Raw genomic sequence first — 14,274 nt, 5'->3', positions numbered from 1 at the left:
CTACCGCTCCGGGTAAAGCCGTTGCGCTCAAAGGAGTGATCGAGTGCTGAGAACCCGCCTCATGGCACTGCTGACCGCCATCCTCATGGCCACCGGTCTGGCCGTCGCCCTGACACCCTCCGCGTCCGCCGCCGGCCCGTGCGACACCGCCACGGACTGGCGCCAGGGCGCCTGGTACACGGCTGGCAACGTTGTCAGGTACAACGGCTCCTACTACATAGCGGAGCACGACAACCCGGGCTACAGCCCGACCATCAGCACCTGGTACTGGGACCCGTACACCTGCAGCGGCGGCGGCACCCCGTCCCCGTCCGGCTTCGTGGTCAGCGAGTCGCAGTTCAACCAGATGTTCCCGAACCGGAACCCCTTCTACACATACAGCGGCCTCACCGCGGCCCTGAGCGCCTATCCGGCGTTCGCCAACACCGGCAGCGACACGGTGAAGAAGCAGGAGGCGGCGGCGTTCCTCGCCAACGTCAGCCACGAGACCGGCGGCCTGGTCCACATCGTCGAGCAGAACACCGCCAACTACCCGCACTACTGCGACTGGAGCCGGCCCTACGGCTGCCCGGCCGGACAGGCGGCCTACTACGGCCGCGGCCCGATCCAGCTCAGCTGGAACTTCAACTACAAGGCCGCGGGCGACGCGCTCGGCATCGACCTGCTGAACAACCCGTGGCGGGTGGAGCGCGAGGCGGCCGTCGCCTGGAAGACCGGCCTCTGGTACTGGAACACCCAGAACGGCCCGGGCACGATGACCGGCCACAACGCCATGGTCAACCAGGCGGGCTTCGGTCACACGATCCGCTCGATCAACGGCTCCCTGGAGTGCGACGGCAAGAACCCGGCGCAGGTCCAGAGCCGGGTGACCAAGTACCAGCAGTTCACGCAGATCCTTGGCGTACCGACCGGCTCCAACCTCTACTGCTGATCCGCCGGACCCCATGAACGGGCCGCGGACCGGGGAGACGACGTCCCCCGGTCCGCGGCCGCACCATGTCACGGGCCTCCGACCGCACAGATCCGGCCGAAACGTTCCGACCAGGCAGCCCCCACGCTCTTCCTCCCGTCCTCCGAGGTCGAGGCACTCGGGACAACCGGGCGCCCGAAACACGGGGTTGAGGAGGGGAACGTTGATACGTGCCCGGAGGATATGGGCCACCGCGACAGCGGTGCTCATGGCGGTAGGGGCGGCGCCGGCGGCGGCGCAGGCCGTCCAGCCGCCCGAAGTTCGCCCCGCCACGGCGGCGAACGGCAACGACGCTCTGCCGCCCGGCTGGCGGATCACCCATGACGACGGACAGAGCGCACTGGAATGGCGCTCGCCGCGTCCCGTCCCCCCGGGTGACGCGCGCGTCGAGTTCCACGCGGACGACAGGATCGTCGGCGTGCCCGAGGCCGGCAAGGACGGACGGACCTTCCGACTGCCCCTCGACGACGCACGTACGGCCGACCCTGCGGACCTGAAGAACCTGAGCGTGCTGGCGGGCGGCCGCCGCCTGGACCAGGAGCCCGGCGGCGACTCCGGCGCCCGCGGGACCGCTCCGGCCGCGAAGCCGCCGGCCGAGTTCCCGCCGGGGGCCGTCGACCCGGGTCGGCCGGGCACCTACCGGACGACCACGGGCGAGTACACGCTCGACCCGGTCCGCCTGCCCGGTTTCGCGAACCCGGTCGAGATGCGCGCCGTCGTGGTCGCCCCGAAGGGCGCCCCCGGCAAGCGCCCCCTCGCCCTGTTCCTGCACGGCCGGCACGCCACCTGCTACGTCCCGGGCAAGGACGACGAGGTGACGATCGACTGGCCCTGCGCCAAGGGCGCGAAGCCGATCCCCAGCCACCGTGGCTACCTGCGCGATCAGCAGTTGCTGGCCTCCCAGGGCTATGTGACCGTGTCCGTCTCCGCGAACGGCGTCAACGGCCAGGACGGGGACGCCGAGGACGGCGGCGCGCAGGCGCGCTCCTCGCTCGTGCGGTCGCATCTGGCCCGCTGGGCGGACTGGGCCGCGAAGCCCGCCACCGCCCCGGGACCGGTACGCCAGGCCCCGAAGGCCGACCTGTCCCGTGTCCTGCTCGTCGGCCACTCGCGCGGCGGCGAGGGCGTCAACCGCGCGGCCATGGACAGTCTGTATCCCCCCGCCCCCGCCCAGGACGGCTACCGCGGCAAGGTGCGCTGGCACATCCGCGGGACCGTGCTCATCGGCCCGACGATCTTCGGCCACAACCCGGTGCCGGACGTCCCGTCGCTGACGATCCTGCCGGGCTGCGACGGCGACGTCTCCGACCTCCAGGGCCAGGTGTACGCGGACGGGACCCGCGGCGTCAGCCGGGGCAAGGCCCTGCACAGCGCGGTCTACATGGTCGGCGCGAACCACAACTACTTCAACAGCGAGTGGACCCCGGGCCAGGCCCAGGCCCCCGCCGACGACGACTTCTGGCCCGACCCCGAGCAGCCGGACCCGGTCTGCTCACCGGGGACCGCGACCCGGCTGACCGCCGACCAGCAGCACCGCGCCGGCGCCACCTACATCGCCGCCGCCGCACGGCTGTTCGTCGCCGGGGACGACCGGGTGCGCGAACTGCTCGACGGCACGGGCCGCCGGGCCCCCTCCGCCGACCCCGCCCGTGTACTGACCCACGCCGTCGGCGCGAACCGCGGCGCCGGGTTCCTTCCCGACGGAGCCGTGACCGTGACCGGCGGCCGGCTGTGCGACGCGATCGACCCGCAGACCCCCTGCCTGGACAGCGAAGTGGGCTCCTCGCCGCACTTCGCGCACTGGCAGCCGGAGCGCGAGACCGGCCGCCGCGCGGTGGCGTTGAACTGGTCCGCACCGGGCTCGGCGGTGACCGTCAGGCCCGCAAAGCCGCTCTCCCTCAAGGGCGCCGACAGCCTCGCGCTGCGCGTCTTCGTGCCGCCGAACACCACCGGCACGCAGCTGGACGTGTCCGTCACCGACGCCTCCGGCAAGCGGGCGAAGCTGGGCGGTGTCCGGGTGGACGGGCTGCCGGGCAGCGACCGCACGGCCTCCTACTGGGCGCGCGAGGTGCGTGTTCCCCTCACCGCGGCCGCACGCGCCGGGCTCGATCTGCGCCGGGTCGCCGCCCTGGAGCTGACCCCGCGTACCCGCTCCGGCAAGGCGTGGCTGATGGACGCCTGGGCCTGGAGCCCCGGCACGCCCGCCGTCCGTGAGGCCCCACTGACCCGGATCGACCTCGGCCGTCTCAAGGTCAAGGAAGGCGACTCCGGCGTCCGCACGTACCAGGTGCCCGTCCGGGTGTCCGGCAAGAGCAGCGGCACGGTGCGCGTGTACGTCGTCGACCCTGCCACCGGCCGGGCGAAGGACCGGCTGGTGACGGTCCGGCCCGGCGCCGGCGGCATCGACGTGCCGGTGAAGGTGAAGGGCAACACGCGCTACTCCTGGGACACCTCCCACGACGTGCTCGTGAAGGCGGTCCGCGGGACCGTCGTCGGCGCGTACTCCGGCGGGGTCACCGCGGAGAACGACGACCCGATGCCCGAGATCACCGTGAAGCCGGTCGCCGACAAGGTGACGGAGGGGCAGCCGCTGACGTGGCGGGTCGCTCTCTCCGCGCCCGCCGACGTGGACCTGTCGTCGACGCTCCGGTTCGTCGGCGTCCCGGGCCGCCCCGAGCTGTCCACCAAGGACGTCGACCGGCAGTGGCTGCTCGACATGATCGGCGAGGTCCCCGACGGTGACCTCCCGCTGTCCCGGCTGGAGTACGCCTACCTCTGGGCCTCCGTACCGGCCGGGAGCACCAGCGCGGAGGTGACCGTTCCCACGGTCACCGACCAGGTGAAGGAACCGGCGGAGCACATCGGCCTGCAGTCCGTCGACGACGAGGGCGAGCCGCACGGCCCCGTCATGACAGGAACGGTGCTCGACGCGCCGTAGGCGTCGTAGATCAAGGCCGCGCGAACTCGCACCACACCACCTTGCCGGGTTCGCGCGGCCCCACCCCCCACCTGTCGGCCAGCGCGTCCACCAGCAGCAGGCCGCGCCCCGACCCGTCGTCCGGGTCGCGCAGGCGCGGCTTCCCGTCGCCGCTGTCGTGCACCTCGACGCGCAGCGTCCCGTCCTCCGACAGCCGGAGCCGCAGCAGATACCCGCGGCCGGGTGGCACACCGTGCACCAGCGCGTTCGTCGCGAGTTCGCTCACGCAGAGCGTGACGTCGTGGGCCTGCGCGACCCAGCCCCACGCCGCAAGCGCCTCGCGCGCGAACTTCCGTGCCAGGCGCACGGATCGCCGCTCCCGGCGGCAGAACAGTTCACGCAGGTCCTCGTGTTGCATCGTCTTGTCCACGGGAGGAGCGTCGCGGCGCGTGACCGGGCGGCAGCACTCCGTCCACCCGTACATTTCTTTTGTACGGGTGGTGGAGGCGTAACGTACGGGGCTGCCTGGGGAGTTGGTCGGGCATGCACCCCAGGAGACGCCACCGGAAGAACGCGTCGGCGATGCGGCTGGTCGGCCGCCAGCTCGCCCGCTTCCGCGAGGCCTCGGGCCTCACACAACGCGAACTCGCGACGGAGTTCAACCTCGCCGAGGAGACCGTCGCCTCCATGGAACAGGGCCGCCGCCCGCTGAAGCCGGACCTCGCGCAGAGACTCGACGACCGCCTCGACACGAAGGGCGCGCTGTCGGTCGCGGTGGAGCACATGCCGGAGGTGGATCTGATCCCGGCGTGGGCGGAGGAGTACATGGATCTGGAGCGGGAGGCGCTGACCTTGTGCTTCTACGCCAACCAGGCCCTGCCAGGCCTCCTCCAGACGGAGGAGTACGCCAAAGCTGTGTTCCGCAGCCGGGTTCCAGCCTTCAGCGAAGGGGAGGTCGAAGCGCAGGCGGCAGCGCGCTTGGGTCGCCAGGCGATACTGCGGCGCGACCCTCCGCCCAACCTCAGCTTCATCATCTGGGAGGCCGTGCTCAGAGACCACCTTGGCGGAGCAGCCACCTACCGAGAGCAGTTGGACCATCTGCGCACGTGTTCCGGGCTGACCGGCATCGCGCTCCAGATCATGCCGCTCGGCAGAGAGTCACATGCGGCACTTGACGGGCCGTTCGTCCTCCTGGAAACGCCCGACCACCAACAGCTCGCGTACAGCGAAACTCAACGCGGCAGTCAGTTGGTGTCCGACCAGGACGAGGTGTCCATCCTCTCCCAGAAGTATGCGATGCTGCGAACTCAGGCCCTCAACGCGGAGGACTCAATGGCCCTGTTGAACCGGCTGCTGGGAGAGCAATGAGCACCGCACTGAAGTGGTTCAAGTCGAGCTACAGCGGCAGCGAGGGCGGCGAATGCCTCGAAGTGGCCTACGACTGGCGCAAGTCGACCCACAGCGACGGCCCCGAAGGGGCCTGCGTCGAGGTCGCCACCCACCCCGCCGCGATCCATGTCCGCGACTCCAAGAACCCCGGCGGCCCGAGCCTCACGCTCGCCCCGGCCGCCTGGGAGTTCTTCGTCAGCGACCTGAGCTGAGCCCCTGGGCCACCTCGGTCGCCCAGTAGGTGAGGATCATGCTCGCGCCGGCGCGCTTGATGCCGAGCAGGGTCTCGGCGATCGCCTTGTCCCGGTCGATCCAGCCCTTCTCCGCCGCGGCCTCGACCATCGCGTACTCGCCGCTGATCTGGTACGCCGCGACCGGCACGTCCACCGACTCCGCGACCTTCGCCAGGACGTCGAGGTAGGGGCCCGCGGGCTTGACCATGACCATGTCCGCGCCCTCCTCGAGGTCGAGCGCCAGCTCGCGCATCGACTCGCGGACGTTGGCCGTGTCCTGCTGGTAGGTCTTGCGGTCGCCCTTGAGCGACGAGCCGACGGCCTCGCGGAAGGGGCCGTAGAAGGCGGAGGAGTACTTCGCGGTGTACGCGAGGATCGACACATCCTCCTTGCCGATGGTGTCGAGCGCGTCGCGGACGACCCCGATCTGGCCGTCCATCATTCCGCTCGGGCCGACGACGTGGACGCCGGCGTCCGCCTGGACCTGCGCCATCTCGGCGTAGCGCTCGAGGGTGGCGTCGTTGTCGACGCGGCCGTCAGCCGCGAGGACCCCGCAGTGGCCGTGGTCGGTGTACTCGTCCAGGCACAGGTCGGACATGATCACGAGCTCGTCGCCGACCTCGGCCTTCACGTCCCGGATCGCGACCTGGAGGATGCCCTCCGGGTCGGTGCCGGCGGTGCCGAGCGCGTCCTTCTTCGCGTCCTCCGGCACGCCGAAGAGCATGATCCCGGCCACGCCCGCCTCCCGGGCCTCCACGGCGGCCTTGCGGAGCGTGTCGCGGGTGTGCTGGACGACTCCGGGCATGGCCGAGATGGGCACGGGCTCGCCGATGCCCTCCCGGACGAACGCGGGGAGGATCAGGTCGGCCGGGTGCAGGCGCGTCTCCGCGACCATGCGCCGCATCGCGGGGGTGGTCCGGAGCCGCCGGGGGCGGGCACCGGGGAAGGATCCGTACGCAGTCATACGGCCACGCTACGCCTGTGGGACGGGTGCCAATGCCGACAGTGCGTCGGTGGGACCGGGCTCCTACGGCTTGGTCGCGGTGACGATCCAGGCAGCGGACTCGTAGCGGACGCCTTCCGGGGTCAGATGACAATCGAGGTCCGCGCGGAGCGACCGCAGGGCCCGCTCCCTGTCCTGCTCATCGAGCCCTTCCAGCGCCCACTCCAGCATGCCGGAGACGAAATGCCCGGCGTGCTCGATGTCGCGTCCGAAATTCATGGGCAGGGCGCGCCCGTCGAAGTGAGGCGCATCGAATCCGGCCGCCACGAGCACGTCGCCCACGACATCCGGGTCGGCCATGGAGAACGGGCCGGGCGCACCGGGAGGCGGCATGGGAAGGTCACGGCCGACCGCGACGGCGCCCAGGAAGGACATGAACCATTCGTTGCGCTCCGCGTCCTGCCAGACGAGCAGTGCCAGCCGCCCGCCGGGCCGCAGGGCGCGGGCGATGTTGCGGAACGCGGTGACCGGCTCGGCGAAGAACACGCACCCGTTGCGGCTGACGGCCACGTCGAAGGCGCCGGTGGGGAACGGGTACGTCTGGGCGTCACCCTGCTCGTAGCGGACGCTGTCGAGCCCTTCGCGCTCCGTCTCCTGCCTGGCGGCGCGCAGCATCGCCGCGGACAGGTCGATGCCGAACACGGGCCCGCCGACGGTGAGCCGGGCGGCCGCGCGGGAGGTCAGGCCGTTGCCGCAGCCGATGTCGAGCACCCGCTCGCCCCGCTGGAGCCTCGCGGCGTCGAGGAACGGGCGCTGGTAGGCGTGGACGGCGCGGTCGAAGTCCTCCGCGTGTGCCGCCCAGTAGGCGCCCTGGTCGCCGTCCCAGGCGCGTGCCTGTTCGGCGTTGGACGGATCGACGTGGAGAGTGCTGGCGCTCACAGCGGGTCACCCACTTGCCTGCCCGGAAGGATCCTTGTGCTTCCGGTGTACGCCTGTCTGCCCCCGCCTCCGGATCACGTCACTCAGGTCGTCGTGCGACGCCTCCGGCCGCCCGGACGGCGCTCCGACGGGCGCGTCACGTGCTCGCCCGCCTCGACCGCGGCGGCGCGGCGGGCCGCGCCGAACTCGGCCAGCGCCTCGGCCAGCCGGTGCACGGACGGCTCGGGGGACAGCACGTCCACCCGCAGTCCGTGCTCCTCCGCGGTCTTCGCGGTGGCGGGACCGATGCAGGCGATCACGGTCACGTTGTGCGGCTTGCCGGCGATGCCGACCAGGTTCCGCACCGTCGACGACGAGGTGAAGAGCACGGCGTCGAAGCCGCCGCCCTTGATCGCCTCGCGGGTGTCCGCCGGCGGCGGCGAGGCCCGCACGGTCCGGTAGGCGGTCACGTCGTCGACCTCCCACCCGAGCTCGATGAGGCCCGCGACCAGCGTCTCGGTCGCGATGTCGGCGCGCGGCAGGAAGACGCGGTCGATCGGGTCGAAGACCGGGTCGTAGGGCGGCCAGTCCTCCAGCAGGCCGGCCGCGGACTGCTCACCGCTCGGCACGAGGTCCGGCTTGACGCCGAAGTCCACCAGCGCGGCCGCCGTCTGCTCGCCGACCGCCGCGACCTTGATCCCGGCGAAGGCGCGGGCGTCGAGCCCGTACTCCTCGAACTTCTCCCGCACCGCCTTCACGGCGTTGACCGACGTGAAGGCGATCCACTCGTAACGGCCGGTGACCAGGCCCTTGACCGCTCGCTCCATCTGCTGCGGCGTGCGCGGCGGTTCGACGGCGATCGTCGGGACCTCGTGCGGCACGGCGCCGTAGGAACGAAGCTGGTCGGAGAGCGAGGCCGCCTGCTCCTTCGTACGCGGCACGAGCACCTTCCAGCCGAACAGCGGCTTGGACTCGAACCACGCGAGCTGCTCACGCTGTGCCGCGGCGCTGCGCTCACCGACCACGGCTATGACCGGCTGGTGGCCGTCGGGGGACGGCAGCACCTTCGCCTGCTTCAGCGTCTGCGCGATCGTGCCGAGCGTCGCCGTCCAGGTCCGCTGCCGCGTGGTCGTGCCGGCGACGGTGACGGTGAGCGGGGTGTCCGGCTTACGGCCGGCCGCGACCAGCTCGCCGGCCGCCGCGGCGACCGTCTCGAGCGTGGCGGAGACGACGGCCGTGCCGTCACTGGCGCCGACCTCGCTCCAGCAGCGGTCGGAAGCGGTCCGCGCGTCGACGAACCTGACGTCGGCGCCCTGCTTGTCGCGGAGCGGGACACCCGCGTAAGCGGGCACGCCCACCGCGGTCGCCACACCGGGCACGACCTCGAAGGGAATCCCCGCCGCGGCGCAGGCGAGCATCTCCTTGCCTGCGTCGGTGTCCAGACCGGGGTCACCGGTCACCGCACGGACGACCCGCTTGCCGCCCCGTGCGGCCTCCATGACAATATTGGCCGCATCCCTGAGTACGGGGATTCCGGCGGTTGTTGACACATCGTCAACAACCGTCAGTTCAGGCGTGCTCACGCTCGCCCGCGCATGGCCGCGAACGACGTCGAGCACCTGCGGCTCGGCGACCAGCACGTCGGCGCCGGCAAGCGCCTCGACGGCGCGCAGAGTCAGCAGACCGGGATCGCCGGGACCGGCACCCAGGAAGGTGACGTGCCCGTGTCCGTGTGCCGGAAGGGGCGGACGGTTCGAGGTGGTGGGGCTCAAAGTGCTCGCTCCCCCATAAGACCAGCCGCACCCTTGGCCAGCATCTCGTCCGCGAGTTCGCGTCCGAGCGCCGCCGCGTCGTCGTGCGACGTGGGTACGGGACCGGTGGTGGACAGCTGCACCAGCGAGGAGCCGTCGGTCGTGCCGACGACGCCGCGCAGGCGCATTTCGGTGAATTCCTGGCCGTCGCCCAACAGGTCGGCCAGCGCACCCACAGGTGCGGAGCAGCCGGCCTCCAGGGCGGCGAGCAGGGATCGCTCGGCGGTCACGGCGGCCCGCGTGTGCGGGTCGTCGAGCTCGGCGAGCGCGGCGGTGAGGTCCGCGTCGGACGCGGAACACTCGATCGCCAGTGCTCCCTGGCCGGGAGCGGGCAGGACGAAGTCCACCGACAGGAAGTCGGTCACCTCGTCGGTCCTGCCGATGCGGTTGAGTCCGGCCGCGGCGAGCACGACGGCGTCGAGCTCCCCGTTCCGTACGAACCCGATACGGGTGTCGACGTTGCCGCGGATCGGCACCGTCTCGATCGTCAGGCCGTGCGTGCGGGCGTACGCGTTCAGCTGCGCCATCCGGCGCGGCGAACCGGTCCCGATCCGGGCGCCGTTCGGCAGCTGTTCGAAGCTGAGGCCGTCGCGTGCGATCAGCACGTCGCGCGGGTCCTCACGCTTCGGCACGGCCGCGAGCGCCAGCTCGTCGGGCTGGGTCGTGGGCAGGTCCTTCAGCGAGTGAACGGCGAAGTCGACCTCCCCGCGCGCCAGCGCCTCACGCAGCGCGGCGACGAACACGCCGGTGCCGCCGATCTGCGCGAGATGCTCACGGGACACGTCCCCGTACGTGGTGATCTCGACGAGCTCGACGGCGCGGCCGGTCTGCCGACGCACCGCCTCGGCCACTTGCCCGGACTGGGCCATGGCCAGCTTGCTGCGCCGGGTTCCGAGCCTCAGTGCCCTCTCGGTCATACTCGCCCTCGGTTCTTGACATCTGCGTCATTCAGGTCGGCCCGGCTGACGGAGGCGACCGTCTCCGGGTCGAGGTCGAAGAGTGTCCGCAGCGCGTCCGCGTACCCGGCGCCGCCGGGTTCACCGGCCAGCTGCTTGACCCGCACGGTGGGCGCGTGCAGGAGCTTGTCCACCACGCGGCGCACGGTCTGGGTGATCTCGGCCCGCTGCTTCTCGTCGAGTCCGGTCAGCCGCCCCTCGAGGCGGGCCATCTCGCCCGCCACCACGTCGGCGGCCATGGTGCGCAGGGCGACCACGGTCGGCGTGATGTGCGCGGCACGCTGGGCGGCGCCGAAGGCGGCGACCTCGTCGGAGACGATCGAGCGGACCTGGTCCACGTCGGCGGCCATGGGCGCGTCGGCCGAGGCCTCCGCGAGGGACTCGATGTCGACGAGGCGTACGCCCGCGAGGCGGTGGACGGCTGCGTCGATGTCCCTCGGCATCGCCAGGTCCAGCAGCCCGAGCCGTACCGGGCTGGCGCCGTGCGCGACCGTGCGGTCCGCCTCCCGCGGGGCGCGTGAGCCGTTGTCGACCCAGGCGCCGTGCTGGACGAGGGAGTCGTCGAGCCCGACGGGGCACTCGGCGGCGTCCGTGACGGCGGGCTCGGTGCCCGGGGCAACATCCGCGGCGGCGAAGGCCACGGCGCTGTCCGCGCCCTGTTCCACGGCGGAGACCGGCGCGTCGGCGTCGACGGCGGCGGGCGGCACCCCGGGAAGGCCCGCAAGGTCGTCGTGGCGTCCGGGCAGCTCGGCCACCCGTCCGTCGCGCGCCGCGACGGCGGCGAGGCGCGCGACCAGGCTTCCTTCCGGCGCACGCAGGTCCTCGAGGACCGCCGCGCCGGGCACCACGTGCTGCGCGAACGCCGCCGCGACCGACTCGGCCGTCAGCACCAGGCCCGTCGCACCGGTGCACGACACTGCCACGTCGGCCAGGGCCAGTTCGGCGGGCACGTCCGACATGCGCACGGCGCGCGCGCTCACGCCGCCCTCGGACAGCACCGCGGCCAGCCGCTCCGCGCGTTCCATGGTCCGGTTGGCGACGACGAGTTCCCGCACGCCGAGGCGCGCCAGCGTCGCGGCGGCCAGCGAGGACATCGAGCCGGCACCGATGACGAGCGCCTTACGGTCCCGCGCCCAGGTCTCGATCGGCTCCCCCGCGGCGAGCTGCTCGAGACCGAAGGTGACGAGCGACTGTCCGGCCCGGTCGATCCCGGTCTCGCTGTGAGCGCGCTTGCCGACCCGCAGCGCCTGCTGGAACAGGTCGTTGATCAGCCGTCCGGCGGTGTGCAGTTCCTGCCCGAGCGCCAGCGCGTCCTTTATCTGGCCGAGGATCTGCCCCTCGCCGACGACCATCGAGTCCAGGCCGCAGGCCACCGAGAAGAGGTGGTGGACGGCCCGGTCCTCGTAGTGCACGTAGAGATAGGGGGTGAGCTCCTCGAGGCCCACGCCGCTGTGTCGGGCGAGCAGCGTGGACAGCTCGGCGACACCGGCGTGGAACTTGTCCACGTCCGCGTACAGCTCGATGCGGTTGCACGTGGCGAGCACCGTCGCCTCGGTGGCGGGTTCCGCGGCCAGGGTGTCCTGGAGAAGCTTGCTCCGCGCGTCAGGGGGCAGGGATGCCCGCTCCAGCACACTCACGGGTGCGCTGCGGTGGCTCAGCCCTACGACCAGGAGACTCATGCCGGCATCACCGCGGACATGTCACCGTCGGGGCCCTTGCGGTTCGCGGCCTCGGCTTCTTCGCCGGCCTTGCGCTGCTCGTGGAAGGCGAGGATCTGGAGCTCGATCGAAAGGTCGACCTTGCGCACGTCCACGCCGTCCGGCACGGACAGCACGGTGGGCGCGAAGTTCAGGATGGAGGTGACACCGGCGGCGATCAGGCGTTCGCACACTTGCTGCGCGGCGCCGGCGGGCGTGGAGATGACGCCGATCGAGACCCCGTTGTCGCTGATGATCTTCTCGAGCTCGTCCGTGTGCTGCACCGGGATGCCCGCGACGGGCTTTCCGGCCATGGTGGGGTCGGCGTCGATCAGCGCGGCGACCCGGAAACCACGGGACGCGAAGCCGCCGTAGTTGGCGAGCGCGGCGCCGAGGTTACCGATTCCTACGATCACAACCGGCCAGTCCTGGGTCAGGCCCAGTTCCCGGGAGATCTGGTAGACGAGATACTCCACGTCGTAGCCCACGCCCCGGGTCCCGTACGAGCCGAGGTAGGAGAAGTCCTTGCGCAGCTTCGCGGAGTTGACGCCCGCGGCCGCGGCGAGCTCCTCGGACGAGACCGTGGGTACGGAACGCTCCGACAGCGCGGTCAGTGCGCGCAGGTACAGCGGAAGCCGGGCGACGGTGGCCTCGGGGATTCCTCGGCTACGGGTCGCCGGTCGGTGATTTCGGCCAGTTGCCACGGTGCTCCTGGGGGATGAGCGAGGCTGCAGGCGGCCGTGTGTCCCAGGACCGCCCCGTCGACAGCAGGCTATGTCTTTGTGAACGCGTGCACAAAGATGGTGTCCGCTTTGTCCGTCCAAAGTGACCGGGGTCACGCGATTCGGCGGCCGTATCGAGGAACCGCGAACCGATCGTGACCGCAGGGCTACCGAAGGGCGCAAAATCGGACACTCTCCTCTCGAATACGCCCCCGAGACCGCCTGATTCCCGCCTACTGTGCCCTGCCGTCATCGAATGCCGATAGGGCCGCGACGGCGCGCCGCGCACTTCCGTCGGAGCGGGACCGGGCGGGGCCCGGGTCCTGTCGGGGCGGAGAGGACCTAGGCGCCCAGCGCGCGTCGCAGCCGGGCCGCGTCAACCTTCCAGAAGGTGTGCTGCTCGCCGTCGACGAGCACCACCGGGATCTGCTCCCAGTAGGCGCGGTGCAGCTCCTCGTCCTGGTTGATGTCCTTCTCCTCCCAGGGGACGCCCGCCTCCGCGCACACCTGCTCCACCACGGCGCGCGCATCGTCACAGAGATGACATCCGGGCTTCCCGATGAGGGTCACCATGCGTTCCCCGGAGTTCTTCTTCGTATGCCGCAGCAGTGGACTCATACGCCCATTCTCGCCGGTCCGCTTAACAGCGCGGTTGCGGACTGTTCACGCCGCCGCATCCTGGTGCGTCAGGAAGAGCCGAACAGACTGGCTATGCTCACGACATGGCCGCACTGGGATGGCTCACCCCGCGCAGGCGCTCCGCCACGGCACGCAGCGTGCTCGCGGGCGAAGCCGCAGCCGAGGCAGCACGGAAGTCCTCGCAGACGATCGAGGCACTCGAGGCACAGGACGTCACCGCCCCTGCCGTGGAACCGGAGTTCCCCGTCGCGGGCGACGAGCGCGCCGCCGCCTTCTTCGACCTCGACAACACGGTCATGCAGGGCGCCGCGATCTTCCACTTCGGCCGCGGGCTCTACAAGCGCAAGTTCTTCCAGCGCCGTGAACTGGCTAGGTTCGCCTGGCAGCAGGCGTGGTTCCGGCTGGCCGGCGTCGAGGACCCCGAGCACATGCAGGACGCCCGCGACAGCGCCCTCTCCATCGTCAAGGGCCACCGCGTCTCCGAGTTGATGAGCATCGGCGAGGAGATCTACGACGAGTACATGGCCGACCGCATCTGGCCGGGCACCCGCGCGCTCGCCCAGGCCCACCTCGACGCCGGCCAGAAGGTATGGCTGGTCACGGCGGCACCCGTGGAGACCGCGACGATCATCGCCCGCCGCCTCGGCCTGACCGGTGCGCTCGGCACCGTCGCCGAGTCGGTCGACGGCGTCTACACGGGCAAACTCGTCGGCGAACCGCTGCACGGCCCGGCGAAGGCAGAGGCCGTGCGCGCGCTGGCCGCGGCGGAGGGCCTCGACCTGTTCCGCTGCGCGGCGTACAGCGACAGCCACAACGACATCCCGATGCTCTCGCTCGTCGGCCATCCGTACGCGATCAATCCGGACACCAAGCTGCGCAAGCACGCCCGGCAGCGGGACTGGCGGCTGCGCGACTACCGCACCGGCCGCAAGGCGGCCAAGGTCGGCATCCCCGCGGCGGCCGGGGTGGGGGCCCTGGCGGGCGGCACCGCGGCCGCGGTCGCGCTCCACCGCCGCCGGCGCTGACGCGGTCACGCCCCGGAGTCGCCGCAACCGACCCCGCGCGGCCTTTCACCGACG

At 71.6% G+C, this 14,274-nt stretch carries 13 protein-coding genes; 5 read left to right on the top strand and 8 right to left on the bottom strand.

Annotated features, from left to right (window positions below; genetic code table 11):
- Nucleotides 1–61 precede the first annotated feature (61 nt).
- Both MDN94_RS10145 and MDN94_RS10140 read left to right on the top strand, forming a co-directional pair.
- Complete coding sequence (locus MDN94_RS10145) at nt 62–931, top strand: glycoside hydrolase family 19 protein (protein WP_482727045.1); 870 nt, start codon at nt 62–64, stop codon at nt 929–931.
- 247 nt (nt 932–1,178) lie between these two features.
- Nucleotides 1,179–3,908, top strand: a complete 2,730-nt coding sequence (locus MDN94_RS10140) for an alpha/beta hydrolase family protein (RefSeq protein ID WP_482725535.1) — start codon at nt 1,179–1,181, stop codon at nt 3,906–3,908.
- Between the two features lie 10 nt (nt 3,909–3,918).
- Here MDN94_RS10140 and MDN94_RS10135 read toward each other — a convergent pair whose 3' ends face one another.
- Nucleotides 3,919–4,317: an ATP-binding protein gene (locus MDN94_RS10135; RefSeq protein WP_482725534.1), complete on the bottom strand. Its 399-nt coding sequence runs from the start codon at nt 4,315–4,317 to the stop codon at nt 3,919–3,921.
- Nucleotides 4,318–4,469: 152 nt separating this feature from the next.
- Here MDN94_RS10135 and MDN94_RS10130 point away from each other — a divergent pair, with 152 nt between their 5' ends.
- Together MDN94_RS10130 and MDN94_RS10125 are read left to right on the top strand one after the other, a co-directional pair.
- The gene (locus MDN94_RS10130) at nt 4,470–5,255 is read left to right on the top strand and encodes a helix-turn-helix domain-containing protein (protein ID WP_482725533.1); all 786 of its coding nucleotides are present in this window, start codon (nt 4,470–4,472) and stop codon (nt 5,253–5,255) included.
- The gene (locus tag MDN94_RS10125) at nt 5,252–5,488 is read left to right on the top strand and encodes a DUF397 domain-containing protein (RefSeq protein ID WP_482725532.1); all 237 of its coding nucleotides are present in this window, start codon (nt 5,252–5,254) and stop codon (nt 5,486–5,488) included. Before MDN94_RS10130 ends, MDN94_RS10125 begins: the two co-directional genes overlap by 4 nt.
- Here the strand turns inward: MDN94_RS10125 and hemB are convergent.
- The 7 genes from hemB to MDN94_RS10090 form a co-directional block, all read right to left on the bottom strand.
- Entirely contained in the window at nt 5,472–6,473 is a 1,002-nt protein-coding gene (gene hemB / locus MDN94_RS10120; protein WP_482725531.1) for a porphobilinogen synthase, read from the bottom strand. The two genes, MDN94_RS10125 and hemB, sit on opposite strands and share 17 nt — an antisense overlap.
- Before the next feature lie 63 nt (nt 6,474–6,536).
- On the bottom strand, nt 6,537–7,391 hold the full coding sequence (locus tag MDN94_RS10115) for a class I SAM-dependent methyltransferase (RefSeq protein WP_482725530.1): 855 nt from the start codon (nt 7,389–7,391) through the stop codon (nt 6,537–6,539).
- Nucleotides 7,392–7,474: 83 nt separating this feature from the next.
- Entirely contained in the window at nt 7,475–9,142 is a 1,668-nt protein-coding gene (locus tag MDN94_RS10110; protein ID WP_482725529.1) for a bifunctional uroporphyrinogen-III C-methyltransferase/uroporphyrinogen-III synthase, read from the bottom strand.
- Nucleotides 9,139–10,098 (bottom strand): hydroxymethylbilane synthase, encoded by a 960-nt coding sequence (gene hemC, locus MDN94_RS10105; protein WP_482725528.1) that lies wholly within the window; start codon nt 10,096–10,098, stop codon nt 9,139–9,141. Before hemC ends, MDN94_RS10110 begins: the two co-directional genes overlap by 4 nt.
- On the bottom strand, nt 10,095–11,816 hold the full coding sequence (locus MDN94_RS10100) for a glutamyl-tRNA reductase (RefSeq protein ID WP_482725527.1): 1,722 nt from the start codon (nt 11,814–11,816) through the stop codon (nt 10,095–10,097). The genes hemC and MDN94_RS10100 overlap by 4 nt, the downstream gene beginning before the upstream one ends.
- Nucleotides 11,813–12,538 (bottom strand): redox-sensing transcriptional repressor Rex, encoded by a 726-nt coding sequence (locus MDN94_RS10095; RefSeq protein ID WP_159688926.1) that lies wholly within the window; start codon nt 12,536–12,538, stop codon nt 11,813–11,815. Before MDN94_RS10095 ends, MDN94_RS10100 begins: the two co-directional genes overlap by 4 nt.
- A 360-nt stretch (nt 12,539–12,898) precedes the next feature.
- Nucleotides 12,899–13,174, bottom strand: a complete 276-nt coding sequence (locus tag MDN94_RS10090; protein WP_482725526.1) for a glutaredoxin family protein — start codon at nt 13,172–13,174, stop codon at nt 12,899–12,901.
- Nucleotides 13,175–13,278: 104 nt separating this feature from the next.
- Between MDN94_RS10090 and MDN94_RS10085 the strand changes: the two genes are divergently transcribed.
- Nucleotides 13,279–14,220, top strand: coding sequence for an HAD family hydrolase (locus MDN94_RS10085; RefSeq protein WP_482725525.1), 942 nt, complete (start codon nt 13,279–13,281; stop codon nt 14,218–14,220).
- Nucleotides 14,221–14,274 lie beyond the last annotated feature (54 nt).

The organism is Streptomyces sp. WAC00040, from assembly GCF_056835925.1.
This window is presented reverse-complemented; position numbering and strand designations above follow the sequence as displayed.